The organism is Kitasatospora sp. NPDC053308, from assembly GCF_055585785.1.
The window spans coordinates 135,395-157,937 of record NZ_JBVJJY010000006.1 but is presented as its reverse complement, the minus strand read 5'-3'; the positions used below and the strand labels follow the sequence as shown (position 1 = coordinate 157,937).

Below are 22,543 nucleotides of genomic sequence, written 5' to 3'. Positions count from 1 at the left end.
TGCAGGCTCAACCGGCCGTACGGGTCCGGGCGTTCGTCGGGAGCCGCTCCATCAGCGCGCGGGTCCCGTCGTCCAGCGGGGTGTAGGTGATCATCCGGGTACCGAGCTGGGGGCTGAGCCAGAAGTTGGTGTACTCGCAGCTCAGCAGCCCCACACCGGGCACCTGGAAACGCTTGACGCCGTTGCCCGGCCGCATCACGTCGTGCCGCTGCCAGAGCTCGGCGAAGTCCGGCGAGGCCTTGAGCATCCGCGCCAGCAGGGCCTTCCAGGCCGGCTCCGAACTGTGGTCGGCCATCGCGGAGCGGAACCGGGCCACCATGCCGAGGCGCTCGGTGCGGTAGTCCACCAGCACCTCGCGGAAGCGCGAGGGCGTGAACGCCAGCCACATCAGGTTCCGGTCCTCGGGCGCCATCGCGTCGAGGTCGCCGACGATCCCGGTGTACGGCGCGTTGTACGCCAGCACGTCGTAGCGGGAGTTGGCCACCACGGCAGGGATCGGCGCCAGCTGGTCGAGCAGCAGCCGCACGCTCGCGGTCACCGACGGGCACTCCCGCACCGGCGACGGATCGTCCGCGCCGGCCAGGGTGAACAGGTGCGCGCGCTCGCTCGGGTCCAGCAGCAGCGCCCGGGACACCGCGTCCAGCACCTGGGCGGACACCTGGATGTCCCTCCCCTGCTCCAACCACGTGTACCAGGTCACCCCGACCGCGGCGAGCTGCGCGACCTCCTCGCGCCGCAGCCCCGGCGTACGGCGGCGGCCGGTCATCGGCAGGCCCACCTGCTCGGGCGCGATCCGCTCACGGCGGCTGCGCAGGAACGCGGCCAGCTCGTGCCGGCGGGCGTCACCGGGCGTGGCCGGGCTCGCGGGGGCCGTACGGGCTTGTCCGGCGGGGGTCATCAGGCTCATGCTCCCAGCATGCGGCAGTCGCCAGCCTGTTGCCAGGTACTTCTCATACCTGGATAACCACACTCTGGTACCAGGGTACGGAGCGGCGGATCGTAGGACCCGTGACCCAACAACTCGCCGTCGCCCCCGCCCCGCGCCGCACCGCCACCACCCCCGGCACCGCGGCCGGCGCCGCCCCCGCCCCCGGTACCCCCGCCCTCGGCACCGCCGGTCTGGTCACCGTCCTGCTCGGGGCCTTCCTGCCGATGCTCGACTTCTTCATCGTCAACGTCGCCCTGCCCACCATCGACAAGGACCTGGCCGCCGGGCCCGCCGTCCTCGAACTGGTCGCCGCCGGCTACGGCATCGCCTTCGCCGTCCTGCTCGTCCTCGGCGGGCGCCTCGGCGACAGCTTCGGCCGGCGCAGGCTCTTCGTCGTCGGCGCCACCGCCTTCGCCCTCACCTCGCTGGCCTGCGGACTCGCCCCCGACGCGTGGTCCCTGGTCGCCGCCCGGGCCGCCCAGGGCGCCTCGGCCGCGCTCCTCATCCCGCAGGTGCTCGGCACCATCACCGCCGCCACCGACGGCGCCCGGCGCGGCCGCGCGCTCAGCGTCTACGGCGCCGTCGGCGGGATCTCGGTGGTGATCGGGCAGGTGCTCGGCGGGATGCTGGTCGCCGCCGACCTGTTCGGCACCGGCTGGCGCTCGGTGTTCCTGCTGAACGTGCCGTTCGCCCTGCTCGCCGTGGTGCTCGCGATCCGCTACGTCCCGGAGAGCCGGGCCACCGAGGCCGCCCGGGTCGACGTGCCGGGCACCGTGCTGCTCACCGGCACGCTGCTCTCCCTGCTGATCCCGCTGATGGAGGGCCGGGCCGCCGGCTGGCCGCTCTGGTCCTGGGTGCTGCTCGGGCTGTTCCCGCTCCTGGCCGCCGCCTTCGCCCTGGTCGAGCGCCGCGCCGAGCGGCGCGGGGACACCCCGCTGGTGCCGCCGACCCTGCTGCGCATCCCCGAGATGCGGCGCGGCCTCGGCATCGCCCTCCCCTATTTCGCGGGCTTCGGCGGCTTCATGTTCGTCATCGCGGTCGCCCTCCAGCAGGGTCTGGAGCTCGGCCCGGTCGCGGCCGGCTGGGCGCTCGTCCCGATGGCGGTGGGCTACTTCAGCGCCTCGCTCGCCGGTCCGCGCCTGATCGGGCGCTGGGGCAGCCGGGTGCTCAGCGCCGGCGCCGTCGTCCAGGCGCTCGGCCTCGCCACCCTCGCCGTGACCGTCCTCGCCGACTGGGCGCACTTCTCCCCGCTGCGGATGGCTCCCGGTGTCGCCCTCGCGGGCATCGGGCAGGGCCTGATCGGCACCCCGCTGTTCCGGGTCGTCCTCTCCAAGGTGCCCGCCGCCCGGGCCGGCGTCGGCAGCGGCGTCCTCGCCACCGGCCAGCAGTCCAGCCTCGCCCTCGGCGTGGCCACCCTCGGCACCCTGTACCTGTCGCTCTCCCCCAGCCTGGGCATGGACCGCGCGCTCGCCCTCTGCCTGGGCATCCAGCTCCTCGGCTCGTTCACCATCCTCTACCTGACCACCCGCCTCCCCCGCTCCATCGGCTGACCGGCCGGGCCTCCGGCCCCGGGCGGCGGCCGACGGCCCCGCGATCGCGCGTCGATCGCGGGGCCGTCGGCGTCCGGGCACCGGGCCCACCGGCTTCGGACGAACGGGCCGCGGTCCCTCGCGCGGGAAACAGTAGCCATGGACATAGTAGCCATGTACTGTATTTCCCGTGAGCACAACGGAAGCGAGTTCGACGGCCGAGGGAGCGACGGCGGGGTTCCTGGTCTGGCGCCTGTCGATGAAGTGGCGGGTGGCGGTCGACCGGGCGGTCGCGCCGCTCGGACTGACCCACGCCCAGTACGCGGTGATGGCGTCGCTGTACGGCATGGCGCGCTCCGGGCTGCGGCCCAGTCAGCGCGAACTCGCCGACCACACCGGACTGGAGGCGCTGTACGTCTCCAAGCTGGCCCGCGCCCTGGAGGCCAACGGGCTCGTCGCCCGCACCCGGGACCCGCACGACCCCCGCGCCATGCGACTGGCGCTCACCGAGCAGGGCCGCGAGGTCACCGGCCGCGCGATCACCGTGGTCCAGGGCCTGCTGGACCGGCTGCTGGAGCCGCTCGGCGGCCAGGACGGCCCGCGCGCACGGCAGTTCACCGCCGAACTCGCCGCCCTGCTCGACGCACCCCTTGATCCGCCCACCGAGAACGACGAGGAGCAACCATGAGCACCACCGCCCCCACCCCCACCGTGAACGGCCGGGTCATCGCCCTGGCGCACTACGCCGCGCGCGCCCTCCTGGAGAAGGTGCTGGACCGCCACGGCCTCACGTTCCACCAGAGCGTGGTGCTGCGGGCCGTCGCGGTGGCCGGCGGCTCCATCGCCCGGGAGGAGCTCGTCCGGGACGTCACCGGCTCGCTCAAGGCCGACGCGCGGGCCGTCCGCACGGTGATCGACGAGCTGACGGCCGGGCAGCTGCTGGCGGACGACCCGGCGCAGGCCTCCGGGCTGCGGCTCACCGAGGCCGGGCGCGACCGGTACGAGCGCACCACCGCCGAGACCGCGGAGATCACCGCCCGCCTCTACGCCGGCATCCCGGCCGAGGACCTCGCCGCCGCCGGCCGGGTGCTGGCCCTGGTCACCGAGCGCGCGAACGCCGCGGCGGCCACCGGCGCGGGCACCCCCGCCTGAGAGCACGAGCCCGGCGTCGCCCCGCGGTCGAGGGTCCGGCGACGGCCCCTACGGCCGGGCGGGCCCGCGCAGCGGCAGGGTCCGGCTGTAGACGACATTGGTGGTGGTGCTGCCGAAGCCGGCCAGCTCGTCGACCAGGGTCTCCAGGTGCTCCATGGAGGTGGCCGCGAGCTTCAGGGTGTAGCAGTCCTCGCCGGTGGTGCGCAGGCACTCCAGGATCTCGCGCCGCTCGGCGAGCAGTCGGCGCAGCGGCTCGTGGCGGCTGCCCGGGTACTTCAGCCGGACGACGGCGAGGACGGGGTAGCCGACCTTCGCCAGGTCCACCGAGGCGTGGTAGCCGGTGACGACGCCCAGCGACTCCAGGGTGCGGACGCGTTCGGTGGTGGCGGAGGGGCTGAGGTTCACCCGTCGCCCGAGCTCGCTGAGCGAGATCCGGGCCTCGCGCTGCAGCTGCTCGATGATCGCCCAGTCGGTGTCGTCGAGATTCACGGCCATTCCGCGAATCTACCGGGAGAACCACGGCCGGTCACCCCTCACGGCGGGAAGACGGGGTTCCGACCGCCATGATCACGGGGATAGCCTCGGGGTATGCAACTCGGCCTCAACGTACCGAACTTCGGCCCGGGGACGGACCCCGGCACCCTGCGCGACTGGGCCCGGACCGCGGAGGACCTCGACTTCGACCTGCTCATGGTCTCCGACCACGTCGCGGTCACCGCGGACGTGGCCGAGCGGTACCCGGAGCCCTTCTACGAGCCGTTCACCACGCTGTCCTGGCTCGCCGGGATCACCACCCGGCTGCGGCTGGGCACCACCGTCCTCGTGCTGCCCTACCGGAACCCGCTGCTGGTGGCCCGGATGGCCGACACCCTCGACCGGCTCAGCGACGGCCGGTTCGTCCTCGGGGTCGGAGTCGGCTGGGCGCGCCAGGAGTTCGACGCCCTCGGCGTGCCGTTCGCCGCGCGCGGCCGGCTGACCGACGAGTACCTGGCCGCGCTGCGCGGCTCGTGGCAGGAGCGGGGCCGGGCCGTACCGGTCTGGATCGGAGGCCACAGCGAGGCGGCGCTCCGCCGCGCGGCCCGCTTCGGCGACGCCTGGCACCCGCTGCGGCTGCCGGTCGCCCGGATGCGGTCGGTCCTGGCCGAACACCCGGTGCCCGGCTTCGCGCCCCGCATCGCCCTGCGGCTCACCACCGCCCCGATCGAGGATCCGCAACGCCCGGCCGGCGTCGGCACCGTCGGACAAGTCCTGGACGACCTGCGGCAGTTGCGCGACCTCGGCGCCGAGACCGTGGTGTTCGACCCCTACCACGGGGATCCGGAGGAGACCCGACACCCGCGGACGGCCCGGCAGGCCCTCACCACCGTGGCCACCCACTGGAGGACAGCGTGCACGACCTGATCACCGACGCCGACCGGACCCTGCTGCGCCGCGCCATCGCCATCGCCGCGACCGCGGTCACCCTGGGCGACGCCCCGTACGGCTCCCTGCTGGCCGGCCCGGACGGCGAGGTGCTCGCCGAGGCCCACAACACCGTCCGGCGCGACGACGACATCACGGCCCACCCGGAGCTGAAGCTCGCCCGCTGGGCGGCCCGCGAACTCGACCCGGACACCGCCGCCCGCACCACGATGTACACCAGCTGCCAGCCCTGCGGGATGTGCCACGGCGGCATCGTCCGCTCCGGCCTGGGCCGGGTCGTGTACGCGCTGTCGACGGAGCAACTCGTCGCCCTCAACCCGCAGTCGGGCGCCTGGCCGGCGGTGCCGACGGAGGGGCCGGCGCTGTACGAGGAGGCCCGGCAGCCGATCGAGACGTACTACCGGCCCCAGCCCCTCGGGCCCTGAACCGGTGGGCGCAGTACGGGGGCCGGCGCCGCGTCCGGCGGGAACGGCGCGACGCCGGCCCGAGCCGTACGCCGAGGACCAGGCGCCGAACGGCCGGGGAATCGGTTCGCGGCCCCGCGACCCTTTGTGTCACTATGACGATATGAGCGAGATGCATGTGGGGGACCCTGCCGCCGTCCGCAGCCGCGAGGAGCTGGCGGCGCTGATGGCCGACGGGGTGCACCCGAAGTGGGTGATGTTCTGGGGGCACACGGCCCGCAAGGGTGGCGGCCACCGCCAGGAGTGCCTGAGCCAGTGGTGGCCCGGGGAGTTCACCGTCGACGGGGTGACGTACGCCTCCGCCGAGCACTGGATGATGGCCGGCAAGGCCCGGATGTTCGGGGACGAGGACATCGCGCAGCGGGTGCTGGCGGCCCGGACGCCGGCCGAGGCCAAGAAGCTGGGCCGCCTGGTGAAGGGCTTCGACGACGAGACCTGGGTGGCCGGGCGGTTCGAGCTGGTCGTGGCGGGCAACGTGGCGAAGTTCGGACAGGACGAGGCGCTGCGCGCGTACCTGTTGGGCACCGGCAGCCGGGTGCTGGTCGAGGCCAGCCCGGTGGACCGGATCTGGGGCATCGGGCTCGCGGCCGACGACATCCGGGCGCAGCAGCCCTCCGAGTGGCGCGGGCTGAACCTGCTGGGCTTCGCACTGATGGAGGCGCGGGCCCGGCTGAGCGCATGAGCACGGTCGCACCACTGCTGGACGGGACGGTGCCGGTCTCGGCCGTCGCGCCCCTCGTCCTCGCACCGGAGGCCGCGCTCGCCCCCGGCCCCGCCGGCGAGGCCACGCTCCTCCGGAGCGCGACCGGCGCACTTCTCGCCGCGACCGCCCTCTGCGCGCTCCTTGACACCACTCGGGCACGACTGGTCGTGCGCTCTTAACTCGCCAGCCACATGACGACGCCAGGATGTCCTGCAGTCAGGGTCTGGATGGACAGGTTGGGGCGATCATGCGCATGCGGCCGACGGCACAATCCGCAGGCCAGCAGCAGGAGGGCGAGCGACAAGCCGCCGAACTCCGCGCAGAGCTGGACGAGTTACTCCGTGCGAGCCGCTACGCGAGCCAGCGTGAACGGCGACTGAACGAGGCGATCCGGGCGAGCCCGGGGCGCCGGCGGCCGGACGGCGATCTGCTGCGGCAGCTCGCCCAGGCCCGCACCCTCCGCGAGGGACTGGCCGCCCGGTGCCGCCAACTCAGCGACCGGTTGGTGGCGTTGGAGACACGCCTGAGACACGAGCAGCAGGAGCCACCGCCGCACCACCCACACCAACAGCACCCACAGCCCCCACAGCACCGGCCGGAGCCCGAGCCCCAGCCGGCCCCGCCACCCCCCGCCCGCCCGGACATCGGCGCCCTCACCGAGCGGATCACCACCCTCCACCGCACCGGCGCCCTCGCCGAGGCCACGACGCTGCTCGACCAGGCCGCCGCCCTCCTCGCCCCCGCCGACACCGGGCTGCTGGTCGGCATGCTCGCCCAGTACGGCCCGACCGGCGCTTCGCTCCACCTCGCCCGCAACGCCGCCCGGCTTGCCCCCGACCAGGCGGCGGCCGTCCTGGCGGAGCTACGCGAACTGGGCCTGGCCGAGGAGGCCGCCGAACTGTTCCACGCCTTCTGGGCCTACCCGGCCGCGTCCGTGCCCGGGCTGCTCTCGGCACTGGAGCGGGCCGGGCAGAACGCCGACGGAGCGACTCTCCTGTGGGAGTGGGGCTCGGCACCGACGACCGAACTGACCTCGCTGGCCGCCTGCCTCCAGCAGCACGGCCGCAACGGCGACGTCCGGACCCTGCTGCGCCAGGCGGCGGGCCGGCCCACCGCGGACCTCACCGCGCTCGCGGCCGAGCTGCCGCCCGCACTCGCCACCGCCCTGCTGCACGAACTGGTGGCCCTCCGCCCGCCCGTCGAACTGGTCCGCCTGGCGTCCGCCTTGGACGGCGCCGGCAGCCGGGACCTGTACGGGCAGCTGCTGGGCGCGCTGCTCGTCGACGAGGCCCGGCACCGGACCACCCTCGCCGCCCTCCGCGCGGCCGGCCTGCCGACCGCCCCGCCCACGGCCCCCCGCTCCCGCTGGGGCCGGAGGTAGCGGCCCTACCGAGGCCGAACCGCAGACCCCACCGCGCCCCCACCTCGCCCTACCGCGGCCGAACCGCAGACCGCCGTCGCCCCCGCCGGAGCCGAACCGCGACCGCGTCCCGGCGCGCCGACGCGCCGACGTGCCGACGTGCCGGAACGACAACGCGCCGGAACGACGGGGAGCCCCCGTCCGCCCCTTCGAGGGCGGACGGGGGCTCCCCGGCCGGGAAGGCCCGGCCTAGCAGCCGATCAGACGCGCGCCCAGGTACGCCTTGACCTGGTCCAGCGAGACGCGCTCCTGCGACATGGTGTCGCGGTCGCGGACGGTCACCGCGTTGTCCTCGAGGGTGTCGAAGTCGACGGTGACGCAGAACGGCGTGCCGATCTCGTCCTGGCGGCGGTAGCGCTTGCCGATGGCGCCGGCGTCGTCGAACTCGACGTTCCACGCGGTGCGCAGGTCGGCGGCCAGGCCGCGGGCCTTCGGCGACAGCTCGGCGTTGCGCGACAGCGGCAGGACGGCGACCTTGACCGGGGCCAGGCGCGGGTCGAGCCGCATGCCGACGCGCTTCTCCATGACGCCCTTGGCGTTGGGCGCCTCGTCCTCGAAGTAGGCGTCGATCAGGAAGGCCAGCATGGCGCGGTTGAGACCGGCCGCCGGCTCGATGACGTACGGGAAGTACCGCTCGCCGCTCTCCTGGTCGTAGTACTTCAGGTCCTGGCCGGAGGCGTTGCTGTGCACCGTCAGGTCGTAGTCGGTGCGGTTGGCGATGCCTTCGAGCTCGGAGAACTCGGAGCCGCCGAAGTTGAAGCGGTACTCGATGTCCACGGTGCGCTTGGCGTAGTGGGACAGCTTCTCCTTCGGGTGCTCGAAGAAGCGCATGTTCTCGGTGCGCAGGCCGAGGTCGACGTACCAGTCCCAGCGCTGCTGCAGCCAGTACTCGTGCCACTGCTCGTCCTCGCCGGGCTTGACGAAGAACTCCATCTCCATCTGCTCGAACTCGCGGGTCCGGAAGATGAAGTTGCCGGGCGTGATCTCGTTGCGGAAGCTCTTGCCGGTCTGGGCGATGCCGAACGGCGGCTTCTTGCGCGAAGTGGTCTGGACGGCCTTGAAGTTGGTGAAGATGCCCTGGGCCGTCTCGGGGCGCAGGTACGCCAGGCCGCTGGCCTCCTCGGTGACGCCGAGGTGGGTCTTCAGCATGCCCGAGAAGTCCTTGGGCTCGGTGAACTGGCCCTTGGTGCCGCAGTCGGGGCAGTTGACGTCCTTGAGGCCGTTCGGCGGCGGGAAGCCGTGCTTGGCCTCGTACTTCTCCTCCAGGTGGTCGGCCCGGTGGCGCTTGTGGCAGGAGAGGCACTCGGTCAGCGGGTCGTTGAAGGTGGCGACGTGGCCGGAGGCCTCCCAGACCTCGCGGGCGAGGATCACCGACGAGTCGAGTCCGACGACGTCCTCACGGGCCTGGACCATCGCGCGCCACCACTGGCGCTTGATGTTCTCCTTGAGCTCGACGCCCAGCGGCCCGTAGTCCCAGGCGGCACGCGTGCCGCCGTAGATCTCGCTGCAGGGGTAGACGAAGCCACGGCGCTTGCTCAGGCTGACGATCGTGTCGATCTTGTCGGCGGCCACAGTGCTCTCTTCAGTACGTACGGCACGGTCAGGGCACGGCTGGTTGCGCGTACCCGAATACCTCAGGTTACCGGCCATATGGGTACGTGATTCAAATCGGTATCGTCCGGCCGCCCCCACCCATCGTCACCCTCTGTTCACCCATTCGAGTGAGTTGACAATCATTTCCATCTGAGATGAGAATGATTGTCATGATGATCGGACTTGCTCGCCGCCGAACCCTCCGCTCCATAGCCCTCGCCGCCTCCGCCCTCGCCTCGTCCCTCGCCCTCACCGCCTGCGGAGGCAGCAGCAGCGCCGACAGCGGCAACGGCAAGCTGAAGGTCGTCGCCTCCTTCTACCCGATGGAGTTCCTCGCCCAGCAGATCGGCAAGGAGCACGTCGCGGTCACCGACCTCACCGCCGCCGGCGTCGAGCCGCACGACCTGGAGCTCACCGCCAAGCAGGTCGGCACCGTCCAGAAGGCCGACGCGATCGTCTACCTCAAGGGCCTGCAGCCCACCGTCGACCAGGCCGTCGCGCAGTCGTCCAGCAAGCACAAGATCGACGCCACCGCCGCCAGCCCGCTGGTCGACCACCACCTCGACGAGGGCACCGAGAGCGAGGGCCACGGCTCCGACGGCGGCCACAAGCACGAGGGCCCGGCCGGAGACCCGCACATCTGGCTCGACCCGACCCGCTACGCGGCCATCGCCCAGAGCGTCGGCGACGCGTTCGCCCAGGCCGACCCGGCCCACGCCGCCGACTACCGCAAGAACACCGACGAACTGGTCACCAAGCTCACCGCGCTCGACCAGGACTTCCGGACCGGTCTGCAGTCCACCCGGACCAAGACCTTCGTCACCAGCCACGCCGCCTTCGGCTACCTCGCCGACCACTACGGCCTCACCCAGGTCGCCATCAACGGCGTCGACCCGGATTCCGAGCCCACCCCGGCCCGCCTCGCCGCCGTGCAGAAGGCCGCCAAGGACAACGGCGTCACCACCGTCTTCTTCGAGACCCTGGTCAGCCCCAAGCTCGCCGACACCGTCGCCAAGGACCTCGGCCTCAAGACCGCCGTGCTGGACCCGCTGGAGGGCGTCAAGGACCCCGCCAAGGACGACTACCTCACCGTCATGAAGCAGAACCTGGCCAACCTCCGGGCCGCCCTCGGCTCCCCCGACGCCGCCCCGGCCACCCCGGACGCCACCGCCCCTGCCACCCCCGACGCCACCACCCCTGCCGCCACCAGCTGACGGGACGGAACACCATGACCCACCCGATACCCCCGGCCGTCCGACTCCGTGACGCCGTCGCCGCGCGCGGCGGCCGGCCGGTGCTGCGCGGCGTCGACCTCACCGTCCGCCCCGGCGAGGTCGTCGCCCTGCTCGGCGCCAACGGCTCCGGCAAGTCGACCACCGTCCAGACCGTCATCGGCTCCGTCCCGCTGGAACGCGGCACCCTGGAGCTGTTCGGCACCCCGTACGGCTCCTTCCGCGCCTGGCACCGCATCGGGTACGTCCCGCAGCGCACCACCGCCGCCTCCGGCGTCCCGGCCACCGTCCGCGAGGTGGTCTCCACCGGACGGCTGCCGCAGCACCGGCTGCTGCCGTTCCGCCGCAAGGACCGCGCGGCGGTGGACCGCGCGCTGGCCGCCGTCGGCATGCTGGAGCGGGCCGGGGACGGTGTGGCCGACCTGTCCGGCGGCCAGCAGCAGCGGGTGCTGATCGCCCGCGCCCTGGTCGGCACCCCCGACCTGCTGATCATGGACGAGCCGATGGCCGGGGTGGACGCCGCCAGCCAGCAGGTGCTCGCCGACACCCTGCGCGCCGAGGTCGGCCGCGGCGCCGCCGTCCTCCTCGTGCTGCACGAACTCGGCCCGCTGGAACCGCTGATCGACCGCGCCGTGGTGCTGCGGGACGGCTGCGTCGCCCACGACGGCCCACCCGTGCCCAACACCGGCCTGCACGCGCTGCCCGGCCACGACCACGTCCACCCGCACGCCGACCTGACCCCGCCGAGGCTGCTCGCATGACCGAGATGCTGTCCTACGACTTCATGCAGCGCGCCCTGCTCGCCGCCGTCCTGGTGGGGATCACCGCCCCGGCCGTCGGCATCTACCTGGTGCAGCGCCGCCAGGCCCTGATGGGCGACGGCATGGGCCACGTCGCGATGACCGGCGTCGGCCTCGGCTTCATCTTCCAGACCAGCCCGGTCTGGATGGCCGTGCTGGTCTGCGTGCTCGGCGCCGTCACCATGGAGCTGGTCCGCTCGCGCGGCAACCAGCGCGGGGACATCGCCCTCGCGATGCTCTTCTACGGCGGCATGGCCTGCGGCAAGCTGCTCGTCTCGCTCTCCGCCCAGGCCGGCGCCGGCTCGCTGGAGAGCTACCTGTGGGGCTCGATCCTCACCGTCGCCCCCGCCGACCTGGCCGCCATCGCGGTGCTCGGCGCGGTGGTCATCGCGGTCACCGTCGGCCTGCGCCGCCAGCTCTTCGCGATCTGCCAGGACGAGGACTTCGCCCGGGTCACCGGCCTGCCGGTGCGCACCCTCAACCTGCTGCTCGCCGTGATGGCCGCGGTCACCGTCACCGTCGCCATGCGGGTGGTCGGGCTGCTGCTGGTCAGCGCCCTGATGGTGGTCCCGGTGGTCGCCGCCCAGCAGCTCACCCGTTCCTTCGCGGCCACCCAGGCCGCCTCGATCGCGCTCGGCGTGGTGGTCTCGCTGGCCGGCGTCACCGGCTCCTACCACCTCGACGTGCCCTCCGGCCCGGCCATCGTGCTGCTCGCCATCGCGGTCTTCGCGGTGTTCAGCGCGCTCGCCGCACCGCTCGCCCGGCGCCGCCACCGCGGCGACACCGAGCACGGACCCCGGGTCTGCGACGTCCGGCTGCCGTCGCAGTCACCGGAGCGGACTTCCTCTGACACGAGCACGCCTGAGGGGCGGGCGGGACTGGCACAATGATGTGCGAGACGCCCACGACCCCAGGAGGACCCACGGTGACCACCGCAGGCCCGTCGCCGCGCGCCCGCTCGACCCGGCAGCGTGCCGCCGTCTCGGCGGCCCTGGACGAGATCGCGGACTTCCGCAGCGCGCAGGAGCTCCACGACCTGCTCAAGCACCGCGGGGACTCCGTCGGTCTGACCACGGTCTACCGCACCCTGCAGTCGCTCGCGGACGCCGGCGAGGTGGACGTGCTGCGCACCGCGGACGGCGAGGCCGTCTACCGCCGGTGCAGCAGCGGACACCACCACCACCTGGTCTGCCGGCACTGCGGCGCCACCGTCGAGGTGGAGGGCCCCGCGGTGGAACGCTGGGCCAACTCGGTCGCCGCCGAGCACGGGTTCAGCGACATCGCGCACACGCTGGAGATCTTCGGCACCTGCGCGGAGTGCGCCAAGAAGGCCTGAACCGGCCGCGCTTCGCCACGGGCGACGGGAGCAACGCGAAGGACCCACCGGGCACGTCCCGGTGGGTCCTTCGCGTGGTCGGGCCCGGCCGGACCGGCGGCCCGGCCGGACCGGCGGCCCGGTCGGGCGTTCGTCAGCGCTGGGACGGCCGCTGCCCCGGGAGCTCGTTCGGGATCGCCCCGCCGAAGCGCCGGTCACGCATCGCGTACTGCTCGCAGGCGCGCCACAGGTCCCGGCGGTCGAAGTCCGGCCAGAGCACGTCCTGGAACACGAACTCGGCGTAAGCCGACTGCCAGAGCAGGAAGTTGGAGGTGCGCTGCTCGCCGCTGGGGCGCAGGAAGAGGTCCACGTCCGGCATGTCCGGGTGGTACATGTACTTGGAGAGGGTCTTCTCGCTGACCTTCTTCGGGTCCAGCTTCCCGGCCGCGACATCGCGCGCGATCGCCTGCGCCGCGTCCGCCAGTTCGGCCCGGCCGCCGTAGTTGACGCACATGTAGAGCGTGACGGCGTCGTTGCCCTTGGTCTGCTCCTCGGCGACCTGCAGCTCCTGGACGACGCTCTTCCACAGCTTGGGCATCCGGCCGGCCCAGCGGATCCGCACGCCCATCGCGTCCATCTCGTCGCGGCGGCGGGCGATGACGTCCCGGTTGAAGTTCATCAGGAACTTCACCTCGTCGGGGGAGCGCTTCCAGTTCTCGGTGGAGAAGGCGTACAGCGAGATGTTCTTGACCCCGAGCTCGATGGCGCCCGCGAGGACGTCCAGCACGACGGACTCGCCGACCTTGTGGCCCTCGGTGCGCGGCAGACCGCGCTCCTTGGCCCAGCGGCCGTTGCCGTCCATCACGATGGCGACGTGGCCCGGGACCAGCTCGCCGGGGATCTTCGGGGGCTGGGCACCGGTGGGGTGCGGGGTCGGGGGCGCGTACGCCCGCTGCTTGCCGCCGCCGAAGAGCCGTCGCGCTGCCATGTGCTCACTTCTCCACGTATCTCATCGAGCGGATGCCCCGCTCCAGGTGCCACTGCAGATAGGCCGCGACCAGGCCGCTGCCCTCCCGCCAGTACCGCGGCTCGCAGGCGTCGGCCGTCCGCCAGTCCCCTGACAGCAGCGCCCCGAGCAGTACCAGTGTCTCAGGGGAGGGTACGGCACATCCGGGCACTCGGCAGTCCGTGCACAGCACCCCGCCCGCCGGGAGCGAGAAGAAACGGTTCGGCCCCTCCAGGCCGCACTTGGCGCAGTCGGTGAAGCTCGCGCCGTACCCGTTCACCGCGAGCGAGCGCAGCAGGAAGGCGTCCAGCACCAGGTGCGACTCGTGCGAGCCGGCCGCCAGCGTCCGCAGCCCGCCCACCAGCAGCAGGTACTGCTGGACGGCGGGCTCGCCCTCGTTCTCGGCGAAGCGCTCGGCCGTCTCCAGCATCGCGGTGCCGGCGGTGTAGCGGCCGTAGTCGGTCACGATCGAACCGCCGTACGGCGCGATGGTCTCCACCTGGGTGCAGAGCGGCAACCCGCGGCCGACCAACTCACTCCCCCGGCTGAAGAACTGCACGTCCACGTGCGAGAACGGCTCCAGGCGGGCACCGAACTTGGACTTGGTCTTCCGCACCCCGCGCGCCACCGCGCGCACCTTGCCGTGCTGGCGGGTCAGCAGGGTGATGATCCGATCGGCCTCGCCGAGCTTCTGCGCCCGCAACACGACGCCGTCGTCCCGGAAAAGACTCATGCAGACCATTCTCCCCCAGCGGCGGACAGCCGTGTTGCCCGCACCGGGGCCGTGGGGGAGGACCCAAGCGGTGCGGGTCACGGCGGGCCCGGAGGGGGTCGGGCCCGTTTTGTGGGGGTCTCGGAGACGGTCCGGCGCTTTGGAGGCGGTCCAGGTCTTCGGGGCGTCAAGGGGAGGCGGTCCAGGAAGGGGCTCCAGGAAGGGGGTCCGCCGACGGCGGCCGGCGCCTCCCGGCGCGACGGCTACTTGTACGGCGTCCTGGTCGCCGCCTCCAGCAGCGCCCCGACCCGCGCCTGCGGCAGGTCCAGGCAGCGCCCGACCGCGGCCAGCGCCTCGCGCTCCTGCGGCAGGTAGCGCCCGTCGGCCAGCGCGATCGCCGCGCCCTGCAGCAGCAGCCGCTCACGGCCCTGGTGGGCGAGGTGGGGGGTGAGCGGTTCGAGCACCGCGTGCAGTTCGACGGCCAGGCCGCCCGCCATCCCGTGGGCGTCGTAGAGCTCGCCGCCGAGCCCGGACAGCGCGGCGAGCGCGGCCAGCACCTGGGCCTCGCCGCAGTCCTCGAACCCGGCTTCGCGCACCGCCGCGCACGCCGCCTCGCGGGCCGCCCGGTGGGCGGTGCCGCCGGCCGCGAGCAGGGCCAGCGCGATGGTGTACTGGGCGTCCCGCAGCATCGCGCCGAGCCGCACGCAGGTGGGCTGCTCCAGGCTCTCGACGCCGTACCGGCCGTGGCAGCTGGTGCACTGCACGCTGCCGATCACCGGTCCGAGCGGGACCACCGGGGTCCCGAGCAACCGCAGCCACCGCCGGCCGTGCTGCCGGCGGTAGTTGCGGTCCCCGCCGCAGCCCGGGCAGAAGAAGTCACCGAGAACGTCAGTCCGCCACCGCGGGCGAACACCCCACAACCTGGTCACGGCGCCACTCCCCAGACATGGCAGGCGGCCTGCTCGACACTGGGCAGGTCACGCGACCGGACGACGGGCCGTCCCACCGACCCGGCTTTCCGGTGGATCGATGTTGCCACGGTTACCGGCACGTGTCAGTACCTCGAACGGCTTCCGATCCCAAAAAATGTGGCGCAGGCCACAGCACCCCCGCCGGAGTGCCGGGGCACGGCGAAGGGCCGCCCCGCAGGACGGCCCCGCCGCGTGCCACTCGTACGAACTACCCGCGCTGCGAACGGTTGACGGCGCTGATCATCGCCTTCAGCGAGGCCAGCACGGTGTTGCCGTCGATGCCCACGCCCCACAGCACCTTGCCGTCCACCGCGCACTCCACGTACGCGGCGGCCTGGGCGTCGCCGCCCTCGCTCAGCGCGTGCTCGGCGTAGTCCAGGACCCGGACGTCGAAGCCGATCCGGGCCAGCGCGTCCGCGAAGGCCGAGACCGGGCCGTTGCCGGTGCCGCTCAGGGTGACGGGCGCGCCGTCCACCAGGGCCTCGGCGGTCAGCGCGTCCCGGCCGTCCTCGGTGGTCAGGGTGCGCGAGCCGCTCAGCGACAGGCGGCCCCACGGGTTGTCGGTGGTCGGCAGGTACTCGTCCGCGAAGACCCGCCAGATCTCCGCCGGGGTGACCTCGCCGCCCTCGGCGTCGGTCTTGGCCTGGATGATCCGGGAGAACTCGATCTGCATCCGGCGCGGCAGGTCCAGCTTGTGGTCGTTCTTCAGGACGTACGCGACACCGCCCTTGCCGGACTGGCTGTTGACCCGGATGACCGCCTCGTAGGTGCGGCCGACGTCCTTCGGGTCGATCGGCAGGTACGGCACGCCCCAGGTGTGCTCCTCCACCGGTACGCCCGCCGCCTTCGCGTCCGCCTCCAGGGCGTCGAAGCCCTTCTTGATGGCGTCCTGGTGCGAGCCGGAGAAGGAGGTGTACACCAGGTCGCCGGCGTACGGGTGGCGGGGGTGCACCTCCATCTGGTTGCAGTACTCGGCGGTGCGGCGCACCTCGTCGATGTCGGAGAAGTCGATCTGCGGGTCGATGCCCTGCGAGAACAGGTTCATCCCCAGCGTCACCAGGTCGACGTTGCCGGTCCGCTCGCCCTGCCCGAACAGGCAGCCCTCGATGCGGTCCGCGCCCGCCATGTAGGCCAGTTCGGCGGAGGCGACGGCGGTGCCGCGGTCGTTGTGCGGGTGCACCGACAGGCAGACGAACTCGCGGCGCGACAGGTTGCGCGACATCCACTCGAACTGGTCGGCCTGGACGTTGGGGGTGGCCCGCTCGATGGTGGCCGGCAGGTTCAGGATGATCTCGCGGCCCTCGCCCGGCTGCCAGACGTCCATGACCGCCTCGCAGACCTCCAGCGCGAAGTCCAGCTCGGTGTCGACGAAGATCTCCGGCGAGTACTGGTAGCCGAAGACGGTGTCCTCGCCCAGCAGCTTCTCGGCGTACTCCATCACCAGCCGGGTGCCCTCGGTGGCGATCGCCTTGGTGGCCGCCCTGTCGTTGCGGAACACCACCCGGCGGAACAGCGGCGCGGTCGCGTTGTACAGGTGGACGGTCGCGCGCGGGGCGCCGACCAGCGACTCCACGGTCTTCTCGATCAGTTCCTCGCGGGCCTGCGTCAGCACCGAGATGGTGACGTCCTCGGGGATCGCCCCCTCCTCGATCAGCGACCGCACGAAGGCGTGGTCGGTGGCGCCGGAGGACGGGAAGCCGACCTCGATCTCCTTGTAGCCCATCGCGACCAGCAGGTCGAACATCTTGCGCTTGCGGGCCGGGGACATCGGGTCGATCAGGGCCTGGTTGCCGTCCCGCAGGTCGGTCGAGAGCCAGCGCGGCGCCTTGGTGATCACCTTGCTCGGCCAGGTGCGGTCCGGCAGCTCCACGGTGCCGAACGGCAGGTAGCGCCCGTACCGCATGCCGGAGGGCCGCTGGCGCACGGAGGCGGCGGTGATCGGGGTGGGCCGGTCGACGAAGGGGCGAGCGGCGGGGATGGACGCGGCGGAGGTCTGCTCGGTCATGGAAATGACTCTCGGCTTCCTGTGGATGCTGGGTAGCGGGCGGGTCGGGAGGGATCAACACCGACTGGCCGGCCTCGGCTGCCGCTCGCGACCCGCCGTCGGATCGCCGAATTCGCGCACAGCTCGTTCCCCGCGGCGAGGGAGCCGGCCCCCGTGGACTACAGGCCCTCGACGCGGCAGCTAAGAAGAAGCAGCCCGTTGCGCATGATGAGAGCCAGCGTAACCCAGGGCCGCGCGCCCCCGAAGTGATCCGGGCTTCCGTTCCACTCCTTGAGACGCCGACCGGGCACGCCCGATCCGTGGCAGGCGGCCACCGGGCCCTCACCCCCGGTCACCCGCCGACCGCCGTTCCGCTCCGCCGTCCCGCCGCACGCCCTGCTCGGCACCGGTCGGACCGGGTCGGGGGGCGCGTGAGGTCACGGTCCGGGAAAAGCGCCGCACGGGCCTTCCCCGGGTAGCACCATGGACACCATGCGTATCCAGGTGACCCGGACCGGCGGCTTCGCGGGAATCGTCCGCCACGCGGAACTCGACACCGCCGAGCGCACGGACGCCCCGCACGTCCACGCACTCGCCCGCGAGGCCGTCGCGGGCGGGCTGCGCGCCCCGTCGTACGGCGTGCCGGACGGCTTCCACTACGAGATCACCGTCGACGGCCGGACGGTGCACTGCGCGGACCCCAAGCTCACCGACTCGCAGCGGGAGCTGGTGTCCCTGGTGCTGCGCGAGGGTGCCTGACCCCGACGCCGGATCCGGCACCCGCGGAAGCCGACTCAGCCGCCCCGCGCACCGCCTGACGCGGTGTCACCCTCCTCCACGAACGGGGGCCCGTCCGGACGCCGCGCGTCCGGACGGGCCCCCGTTTTTCCACGGCCGTCCCGGTCCTTCTCCCCCGGGCGCTCGAACTCCCGTGTCAGAAGCCGAGCTTGCGCAGCTGCTTCGGGTCGCGCTGCCAGTCCTTGGCGACCTTGACGTGCAGGTCGAGGTAGACCGGCGTGCCGAGCAGTGCCTCGATGTGCTTGCGGGCGGTGGTGCCGACGTGCTTGAGCCGCGAGCCCTTGGCGCCGATCACGATCGCCTTCTGGCTCTGCCGCTCGATGTAGACGTTGGCGTGGATGTCCAGCAGCGGCCGGTCGGCCGGGCGGCCCTCGCGCGGGAGCATCTCCTCGACCACGACGGCCAGCGAGTGCGGCAGCTCGTCCCGCACGCCCTCCAGCGCGGCCTCGCGGATCAGCTCGGCCACCATGATCTGCTCGGGCTCGTCGGTGAGGTCGCCGTCCGGGTAGAGCTGGTCGCCCTCCGGCAGCAGCTTGGTCAGCAGGTCGGCGACCAGGTCGACCTGCTTGTCGCCGACGGCGGAGACCGGGATGATCTCGGCCCACTCGAAGCCCAGCTCGACACCGAGCTGCTGGATGGCGATCAGCTGCTCGGCCAGGCGCTTGGAGTCCACCAGGTCGGTCTTGGTGACGATGGCGACCTTCGGGGTCTTCTTGATCCCGGCGATCTCCTTGGCGATGAACTTGTCGCCGGGGCCGATCTTCTGGTCGGCGGGAAGGCAGAAGCCGATCACGTCGACCTCGGCCCAGGTGGTGCGGACCAGGTCGTTGAGGCGCTCGCCGAGCAGGGTGCGCGGCTTGTGCAGACCGGGAGTGTCGACCAGCACGAGCTGGGCGTCCGGGCGGTGCACGATGCCGCGCACGGTGTGCCGGGTGGTCTGCGGGCGGTCGGAGGTGATCGCGACCTTCGTCCCCACCAGGGCGTTGGTCAGGGTCGACTTGCCCGCGTTGGGCCGGCCGACGAAGCACGCGAACCCGGAGCGGTACGAGGAGGAAGGGGCATTCATGGGCTCCATTCTCCCTGATCACAGGAGCCCCGCCGCCCGGGGTCGCCCGAGGGGCCTCGCGGGGGCCCGGCGCTACTTGCCGCCCTTGCCGTTCCCGGGGATCAGCGAGACCACCACCAGCACCAGCAGGAACCCGAGCGAGCCGAACAACCAGACCGGCGAACCGGTCTCCTGCCACTTGCCCAGTCCCATGACGAACAGCAGCAGCCCGGCGAAGAACGCCACCGCCCCCATGCCCCAGCCCCCCTCACCGAGTCCACTCCCCCGGTGAGATTATCTGCAGAACCGTGGTGCAGAACCCTGGGGGGCGACCACGCCGGGCCACCCGGCCGGGAAGCGCCCCACCGCGGCCCCGACCGCCCGCCGCCCCTCAGCGCGCCTGCGCGGCCAGCCGCAGCACCCCGTCCGGACCGGCCAGCAGCACCGGGGTCCCCGCACCGCCCAGGTCCCGCACGGCCGCCAGGTCCGCCTCGGTCGGCTGCTCCGCCTCGCTCACCACGGCCGCCGCCTCCAGCGACCGGGCACCGCTGGCCACCGCCATCGCCACCGCGGTCTGCAGGGCGCTCAGCCGCAGCGACTCCAGCGCGACCGTCCCGGCCACGTAGGTGCGGCCGGTCTCGTCACGCACCGCGGCCCCCTCGGCCACGCCGTTGCGGGCGCGGGCCGAGCGGGCCAGGGTGATGATCTTCTTGTCTTCGGGGTCGAGCTCGACGATGTCACTCATGCCGCCGAGCATAGGCACCCCGGCCCCCTCAGTGGCCGACCGGGTGGGTCCGGCCCCGGTTCGGGTTCATGACCTTCACGAAGGTCTTCGGCCCGGACGGCAGCGGCTCCTCGCGCTCGATCCGCCGCCGCCAGAACGGGTTGTCGTGCGGCAGATGGCCGCTCACCCGGCCGTACATCCCGAAGGTGGTCAGGATGATCCCGAAGACGAACGCGAACAGCACGTTCGACATCCGGAAGTTGAGGATGTTGGCGTCCGGGCGCCCGAGCACCGTCAGGCCGTAGAAGCCGGACAGGACGAACAGCACGCCCACCGCCATGTTCAGGTTGGACGCGAAGTTGCCCCCGATCACCGCCCCGAGGACCAGGATCGCGCCCGCCACGATGGACAGGATGGCCAGCGCGCCGTTGGTCGACAGCCCCGCGATCCGATCACCCTGCGTGTCCAGGAACCCCGGGTGGTCGGCGAGCCCCAGGCAGCCGAACACGATCAGGAAGATCCCTCCGAGCCCCGCCCCGATCCGCCACACCGTGACGAGCCGGTTGTCGAGGGGCAGTTCGTCTTGCAGCTTCATGGCGACCTCCAGAGCTCAGCCACGGCCTAGCTGTAGGGATGGCTCCCCTGCATGTGGGGCGTCTCGTGCAGGTAGAGCGAGCCGCACTGCTGGCAGCAGCGCAGCCCGGTCCCCCACTCCTGTTCGGGCCGCGTCTCGGCGTCGTCGGTCATGGTCCGGCCGCAGAGCGCCGTCGACGGGTCCTCGTCCCGCACCACGTGCCAGGACTTGACTCCGCCGGCCGCCCCCTGCGGGCCGTACTCCGCGCGAAGTTTGTGCGTCATGCCCTCCATGGTCGCTCGGCGACCGCCCACCCGCTACTCGCCCGCGGGCTCCTCGGGAGCGTCGGTGGCGCGGACCGGGGAGGCGACCATGGAGCCGATCCGGTTGCGGCGGCCGGCCGAGGACTCGGCGGTCAGCAGGATGCCGGTCAGGCCGTCCTCGACCGGCTCCGGCAGCGGGATCTCGCAGGCGGAGCCGGGGATCGGCACCCGGCCGAGGTGCTTGGCCAGCAGGCCGCCGACGGTCTCGACGTCCTCGTCCTCCAGCTCGATGCCGAACAGCTCGCCCAGGTCCTCCACCAGGAGGCGGGCGGTGATCCGGTACGAGCCGTCGCCGAGGTCCTCCACCGGCGCGATCTCCCGGTCGTACTCGTCGGTGATCTCGCCGACGATCTCCTCCAGGATGTCCTCGATGGTGACCAGGCCGGCCGTGCCGCCGTACTCGTCGATCACGATCGCGACGTGCGAGCGGCGCTGCTGCATCTCGCGCAGCAGGTCGCCGGCCGGCTTGGAGTCCGGGACGAAGACGGCCGGGCGCATCACCGCGCCGACCTCCTCGGCCTCGGCCTCCCGGTTGATGTGGGTGCGCCGGACCAGGTCCTTGAGGTAGACGATGCCGACCACGTCGTCCTCGTTGTCGCCGACCACCGGGATCCGCGAGAAGCCGGAGCGCAGTGCCAGGGTGAGGGCCTGCCGGACGGTCTTGTGCCGCTCGATCATCACCAGGTCGGTGCGCGGCACCATCACCTCGCGCACGATGGTGTCGCCCAGCTCGAAGACCGAGTGCACCATCCGGCGCTCCTCGTCCTCGATCAGGTCGTCCTTCTCGGCGAGGTCCACCAGGGCCCGCAGCTCCGCCTCGGAGGCGAACGGACCCTCCCGGTAGCCCTTGCCCGGGGTCAGCGCGTTGCCGAGCAGGATCAGCAGCCGCGGGATCGGACCGAGCACGGCGGCCAGCGGCAGCAGCACGAAGGAGGCCGCGGTCGCCGTGGTGAGCGGGTGCTGGCGCCCGATGGTGCGCGGCGAGACCCCCACCGCGACGAAGGACACCAGCACCATCACGCCGAACGCCAGCAGGACGGCCTGCCAGGTCGGCGTCACGTTGCGCACGCACACCACCGTGACCAGGACGGCCGCCGCCATCTCGCTGGCCACCCGGATCAGGGTGGCCAGGTTGAGGTAGCGGATCGGGTCGGAGGCGAGGGTCAGCAGCCGGGCGGAGCCCCGCCGGCCGACCCGCACGGCCTCCTCCGCCCGGAACCGGGAGACCCGGGAGATGCCCGCCTCCGCGCAGGCGGCCAGCCAGCCGAGCACGACGAGCAGGACGGCACCGAGGATGAAGCTCGTACTCTCACCACTCACAGGGGTTCGGGCTCCGCGCTCAGTGGGTGGTGGGGGCCGGGGAGATGCCGCCGAGGCCGCGGCCCGCCCGCCAGTCGTCCAGGATGCGCTTCTGGAGGGCGAACATCTCCTCCTCCTCCTCGGGCTCCTCGTGGTCGTAGCCGAGGACGTGCAGCACGCCGTGCACGGTGAGCAGCTGCAGCTCCTCGTCCATCGAGTGCTGGGAGGGGGCGGCCTTGCCCTGCTGCTCGGCGACCTCGGGGCACAGCACGATGTCGCCGAGCAGGCCCTGCGGCAGCTCCTCGCCCTCCTTGCCGGGACGCAGCTCGTCCATCGGGAAGGACATCACGTCGGTGGGGCCGGGCAGGTCCATCCACTGGATGTGCAGCTCCTCCATCGCCGCACTGTCCACCAGGATCACGGACAGTTCGGACTGCGGGTGGATCCGCATCTTGTCCAGCGCGAAGCGGGCGACGTCGAGGATGGCTTCCTCGTCGGCCTCCCAACCGGACTCGTTGGCGATGTCGATCGACATGACGGGCTGTGTGC

General features: G+C 72.5%; 27 protein-coding genes. 13 read left to right on the top strand and 14 right to left on the bottom strand.

The window, feature by feature from the left end; translation table 11 throughout:
- Nucleotides 1–7: 7 nt before the first annotated feature.
- Entirely contained in the window at nt 8–907 is a 900-nt protein-coding gene (locus tag ACZ6Y7_RS16155; protein WP_465758508.1) for a helix-turn-helix transcriptional regulator, read from the bottom strand.
- A 101-nt stretch (nt 908–1,008) separates the two neighbouring features.
- Between ACZ6Y7_RS16155 and ACZ6Y7_RS16150 the strand changes: the two genes are divergently transcribed.
- The 3 genes from ACZ6Y7_RS16150 to ACZ6Y7_RS16140 all read left to right on the top strand — a co-directional run bounded on the left by ACZ6Y7_RS16150 (nt 1,009) and on the right by ACZ6Y7_RS16140 (nt 3,609).
- The gene (locus tag ACZ6Y7_RS16150; RefSeq protein ID WP_465758507.1) at nt 1,009–2,478 is read left to right on the top strand and encodes an MFS transporter; all 1,470 of its coding nucleotides are present in this window, start codon (nt 1,009–1,011) and stop codon (nt 2,476–2,478) included.
- Nucleotides 2,479–2,716: 238 nt separating this feature from the next.
- Nucleotides 2,717–3,145 (top strand): MarR family winged helix-turn-helix transcriptional regulator, encoded by a 429-nt coding sequence (locus ACZ6Y7_RS16145; protein ID WP_465758784.1) that lies wholly within the window; start codon nt 2,717–2,719, stop codon nt 3,143–3,145.
- Nucleotides 3,142–3,609 carry a MarR family transcriptional regulator gene (locus tag ACZ6Y7_RS16140; protein ID WP_465758506.1) on the top strand — a complete coding sequence of 156 codons (468 nt, stop codon included), beginning with the start codon at nt 3,142–3,144 and terminating at the stop codon, nt 3,607–3,609. Before ACZ6Y7_RS16145 ends, ACZ6Y7_RS16140 begins: the two co-directional genes overlap by 4 nt.
- Before the next feature lie 48 nt (nt 3,610–3,657).
- Here the strand turns inward: ACZ6Y7_RS16140 and ACZ6Y7_RS16135 are convergent, their stop codons facing one another.
- Nucleotides 3,658–4,104 (bottom strand): Lrp/AsnC family transcriptional regulator, encoded by a 447-nt coding sequence (locus ACZ6Y7_RS16135; protein ID WP_465758505.1) that lies wholly within the window; start codon nt 4,102–4,104, stop codon nt 3,658–3,660.
- Between the two features lie 93 nt (nt 4,105–4,197).
- On the opposite strand from ACZ6Y7_RS16135, the gene ACZ6Y7_RS16130 reads away from it, so the two are divergent.
- The 5 genes from ACZ6Y7_RS16130 to ACZ6Y7_RS16110 all read left to right on the top strand — a co-directional run bounded on the left by ACZ6Y7_RS16130 (nt 4,198) and on the right by ACZ6Y7_RS16110 (nt 7,579).
- A complete protein-coding gene (locus ACZ6Y7_RS16130; protein ID WP_465758504.1) occupies nt 4,198–5,010 on the top strand; it encodes an LLM class flavin-dependent oxidoreductase in 813 nt (270 codons plus the stop codon).
- Entirely contained in the window at nt 5,007–5,456 is a 450-nt protein-coding gene (locus ACZ6Y7_RS16125; RefSeq protein WP_465758783.1) for a nucleoside deaminase, read from the top strand. The genes ACZ6Y7_RS16130 and ACZ6Y7_RS16125 overlap by 4 nt, the downstream gene beginning before the upstream one ends.
- 142 nt (nt 5,457–5,598) lie before the next feature.
- Nucleotides 5,599–6,177: an NADAR family protein gene (locus tag ACZ6Y7_RS16120; RefSeq protein ID WP_465758503.1), complete on the top strand. Its 579-nt coding sequence runs from the start codon at nt 5,599–5,601 to the stop codon at nt 6,175–6,177.
- Nucleotides 6,174–6,377, top strand: coding sequence for a hypothetical protein (locus ACZ6Y7_RS16115; protein WP_465758502.1), 204 nt, complete (start codon nt 6,174–6,176; stop codon nt 6,375–6,377). Before ACZ6Y7_RS16120 ends, ACZ6Y7_RS16115 begins: the two co-directional genes overlap by 4 nt.
- Nucleotides 6,378–6,445: 68 nt before the next feature.
- Nucleotides 6,446–7,579 (top strand): hypothetical protein, encoded by a 1,134-nt coding sequence (locus tag ACZ6Y7_RS16110; RefSeq protein ID WP_465758501.1) that lies wholly within the window; start codon nt 6,446–6,448, stop codon nt 7,577–7,579.
- Nucleotides 7,580–7,807: 228 nt separating this feature from the next.
- On the opposite strand, the gene ACZ6Y7_RS16105 is transcribed toward ACZ6Y7_RS16110, so the two are convergent.
- Nucleotides 7,808–9,190, bottom strand: a complete 1,383-nt coding sequence (locus tag ACZ6Y7_RS16105) for a glycine--tRNA ligase (protein ID WP_465758500.1) — start codon at nt 9,188–9,190, stop codon at nt 7,808–7,810.
- A gap of 191 nt (nt 9,191–9,381) precedes the next feature.
- On the opposite strand from ACZ6Y7_RS16105, the gene ACZ6Y7_RS16100 reads away from it, so the two are divergent.
- From ACZ6Y7_RS16100 to ACZ6Y7_RS16085, 4 genes are read left to right on the top strand one after another with little or no spacing between them, the layout of a single operon-like run.
- Nucleotides 9,382–10,425 (top strand): metal ABC transporter substrate-binding protein, encoded by a 1,044-nt coding sequence (locus ACZ6Y7_RS16100; RefSeq protein ID WP_465758499.1) that lies wholly within the window; start codon nt 9,382–9,384, stop codon nt 10,423–10,425.
- Nucleotides 10,426–10,439: 14 nt separating this feature from the next.
- Nucleotides 10,440–11,204, top strand: a complete 765-nt coding sequence (locus tag ACZ6Y7_RS16095; protein ID WP_465758498.1) for a metal ABC transporter ATP-binding protein — start codon at nt 10,440–10,442, stop codon at nt 11,202–11,204.
- A complete protein-coding gene (locus tag ACZ6Y7_RS16090) occupies nt 11,201–12,133 on the top strand; it encodes a metal ABC transporter permease (protein WP_465758497.1) in 933 nt (310 codons plus the stop codon). Before ACZ6Y7_RS16095 ends, ACZ6Y7_RS16090 begins: the two co-directional genes overlap by 4 nt.
- A gap of 35 nt (nt 12,134–12,168) precedes the next feature.
- Entirely contained in the window at nt 12,169–12,579 is a 411-nt protein-coding gene (locus ACZ6Y7_RS16085) for a Fur family transcriptional regulator (protein WP_189918013.1), read from the top strand.
- Nucleotides 12,580–12,712: 133 nt separating this feature from the next.
- Here the strand turns inward: ACZ6Y7_RS16085 and ACZ6Y7_RS16080 are convergent, their stop codons facing one another.
- The 4 genes from ACZ6Y7_RS16080 to leuA form a co-directional block, all read right to left on the bottom strand.
- Entirely contained in the window at nt 12,713–13,546 is an 834-nt protein-coding gene (locus ACZ6Y7_RS16080; protein WP_465758496.1) for an isoprenyl transferase, read from the bottom strand.
- A 4-nt stretch (nt 13,547–13,550) separates the two neighbouring features.
- Nucleotides 13,551–14,297: a DNA repair protein RecO gene (gene recO / locus ACZ6Y7_RS16075; protein ID WP_402215850.1), complete on the bottom strand. Its 747-nt coding sequence runs from the start codon at nt 14,295–14,297 to the stop codon at nt 13,551–13,553.
- A gap of 242 nt (nt 14,298–14,539) precedes the next feature.
- Entirely contained in the window at nt 14,540–15,205 is a 666-nt protein-coding gene (locus ACZ6Y7_RS16070; protein WP_465758495.1) for a TerB family tellurite resistance protein, read from the bottom strand.
- 250 nt (nt 15,206–15,455) lie between these two features.
- Nucleotides 15,456–17,252 carry a 2-isopropylmalate synthase gene (leuA, locus tag ACZ6Y7_RS16065; protein WP_465758494.1) on the bottom strand — a complete coding sequence of 599 codons (1,797 nt, stop codon included), beginning with the start codon at nt 17,250–17,252 and terminating at the stop codon, nt 15,456–15,458.
- 471 nt (nt 17,253–17,723) lie between these two features.
- Here leuA and ACZ6Y7_RS16060 point away from each other — a divergent pair, with 471 nt between their 5' ends.
- On the top strand, nt 17,724–17,990 hold the full coding sequence (locus ACZ6Y7_RS16060) for a protealysin inhibitor emfourin (RefSeq protein ID WP_363570514.1): 267 nt from the start codon (nt 17,724–17,726) through the stop codon (nt 17,988–17,990).
- Between the two features lie 175 nt (nt 17,991–18,165).
- Here the strand turns inward: ACZ6Y7_RS16060 and era are convergent, their stop codons facing one another.
- The 7 genes from era to ybeY form a co-directional block, all read right to left on the bottom strand.
- Entirely contained in the window at nt 18,166–19,095 is a 930-nt protein-coding gene (gene era, locus ACZ6Y7_RS16055) for a GTPase Era (RefSeq protein ID WP_465527177.1), read from the bottom strand.
- Nucleotides 19,096–19,167: 72 nt separating this feature from the next.
- Entirely contained in the window at nt 19,168–19,329 is a 162-nt protein-coding gene (locus ACZ6Y7_RS16050; RefSeq protein WP_402215840.1) for a hypothetical protein, read from the bottom strand.
- 136 nt (nt 19,330–19,465) lie between these two features.
- Nucleotides 19,466–19,819, bottom strand: a complete 354-nt coding sequence (locus ACZ6Y7_RS16045; protein ID WP_465758493.1) for a cytidine deaminase — start codon at nt 19,817–19,819, stop codon at nt 19,466–19,468.
- A 28-nt stretch (nt 19,820–19,847) separates the two neighbouring features.
- On the bottom strand, nt 19,848–20,393 hold the full coding sequence (locus tag ACZ6Y7_RS16040) for a DUF4383 domain-containing protein (protein WP_465758492.1): 546 nt from the start codon (nt 20,391–20,393) through the stop codon (nt 19,848–19,850).
- Between the two features lie 26 nt (nt 20,394–20,419).
- Entirely contained in the window at nt 20,420–20,656 is a 237-nt protein-coding gene (locus ACZ6Y7_RS16035) for a hypothetical protein (protein WP_465758491.1), read from the bottom strand.
- A 33-nt stretch (nt 20,657–20,689) separates the two neighbouring features.
- On the bottom strand, nt 20,690–22,015 hold the full coding sequence (locus ACZ6Y7_RS16030) for a hemolysin family protein (protein WP_465758490.1): 1,326 nt from the start codon (nt 22,013–22,015) through the stop codon (nt 20,690–20,692).
- A 19-nt stretch (nt 22,016–22,034) separates the two neighbouring features.
- Complete coding sequence (gene ybeY, locus ACZ6Y7_RS16025) at nt 22,035–22,529, bottom strand: rRNA maturation RNase YbeY (RefSeq protein WP_465758489.1); 495 nt, start codon at nt 22,527–22,529, stop codon at nt 22,035–22,037.
- Nucleotides 22,530–22,543: the final 14 nt, after the last annotated feature.

Coding starts and splice junctions, on each gene's coding strand:
- ACZ6Y7_RS16155 (WP_465758508.1), bottom strand. CDS start 907: ATGAGCCTGATGACCCCCGCCGGACAAGCCCGTACGGCCCCCGCGAGC.
- era (WP_465527177.1), bottom strand. CDS start 19,095: ATGAATGCCCCTTCCTCCTCGTACCGCTCCGGGTTCGCGTGCTTCGTC.
- ACZ6Y7_RS16095 (WP_465758498.1), top strand. CDS start 10,440: ATGACCCACCCGATACCCCCGGCCGTCCGACTCCGTGACGCCGTCGCC.
- ACZ6Y7_RS16110 (WP_465758501.1), top strand. CDS start 6,446: ATGCGCATGCGGCCGACGGCACAATCCGCAGGCCAGCAGCAGGAGGGC.
- ACZ6Y7_RS16060 (WP_363570514.1), top strand. CDS start 17,724: ATGCGTATCCAGGTGACCCGGACCGGCGGCTTCGCGGGAATCGTCCGC.
- ACZ6Y7_RS16080 (WP_465758496.1), bottom strand. CDS start 13,546: ATGGCAGCGCGACGGCTCTTCGGCGGCGGCAAGCAGCGGGCGTACGCG.
- ACZ6Y7_RS16130 (WP_465758504.1), top strand. CDS start 4,198: ATGCAACTCGGCCTCAACGTACCGAACTTCGGCCCGGGGACGGACCCC.
- ACZ6Y7_RS16100 (WP_465758499.1), top strand. CDS start 9,382: ATGATGATCGGACTTGCTCGCCGCCGAACCCTCCGCTCCATAGCCCTC.
- leuA (WP_465758494.1), bottom strand. CDS start 17,252: ATGACCGAGCAGACCTCCGCCGCGTCCATCCCCGCCGCTCGCCCCTTC.
- ACZ6Y7_RS16120 (WP_465758503.1), top strand. CDS start 5,599: ATGAGCGAGATGCATGTGGGGGACCCTGCCGCCGTCCGCAGCCGCGAG.
- ACZ6Y7_RS16135 (WP_465758505.1), bottom strand. CDS start 4,104: ATGGCCGTGAATCTCGACGACACCGACTGGGCGATCATCGAGCAGCTG.
- ACZ6Y7_RS16045 (WP_465758493.1), bottom strand. CDS start 19,819: ATGAGTGACATCGTCGAGCTCGACCCCGAAGACAAGAAGATCATCACC.
- ACZ6Y7_RS16090 (WP_465758497.1), top strand. CDS start 11,201: ATGACCGAGATGCTGTCCTACGACTTCATGCAGCGCGCCCTGCTCGCC.
- ACZ6Y7_RS16145 (WP_465758784.1), top strand. CDS start 2,717: ATGAAGTGGCGGGTGGCGGTCGACCGGGCGGTCGCGCCGCTCGGACTG.
- ACZ6Y7_RS16035 (WP_465758491.1), bottom strand. CDS start 20,656: ATGACGCACAAACTTCGCGCGGAGTACGGCCCGCAGGGGGCGGCCGGC.
- ACZ6Y7_RS16115 (WP_465758502.1), top strand. CDS start 6,174: ATGAGCACGGTCGCACCACTGCTGGACGGGACGGTGCCGGTCTCGGCC.
- ybeY (WP_465758489.1), bottom strand. CDS start 22,529: ATGTCGATCGACATCGCCAACGAGTCCGGTTGGGAGGCCGACGAGGAA.
- ACZ6Y7_RS16050 (WP_402215840.1), bottom strand. CDS start 19,329: ATGGGGGCGGTGGCGTTCTTCGCCGGGCTGCTGCTGTTCGTCATGGGA.
- ACZ6Y7_RS16040 (WP_465758492.1), bottom strand. CDS start 20,393: ATGAAGCTGCAAGACGAACTGCCCCTCGACAACCGGCTCGTCACGGTG.
- ACZ6Y7_RS16140 (WP_465758506.1), top strand. CDS start 3,142: ATGAGCACCACCGCCCCCACCCCCACCGTGAACGGCCGGGTCATCGCC.
- recO (WP_402215850.1), bottom strand. CDS start 14,297: ATGAGTCTTTTCCGGGACGACGGCGTCGTGTTGCGGGCGCAGAAGCTC.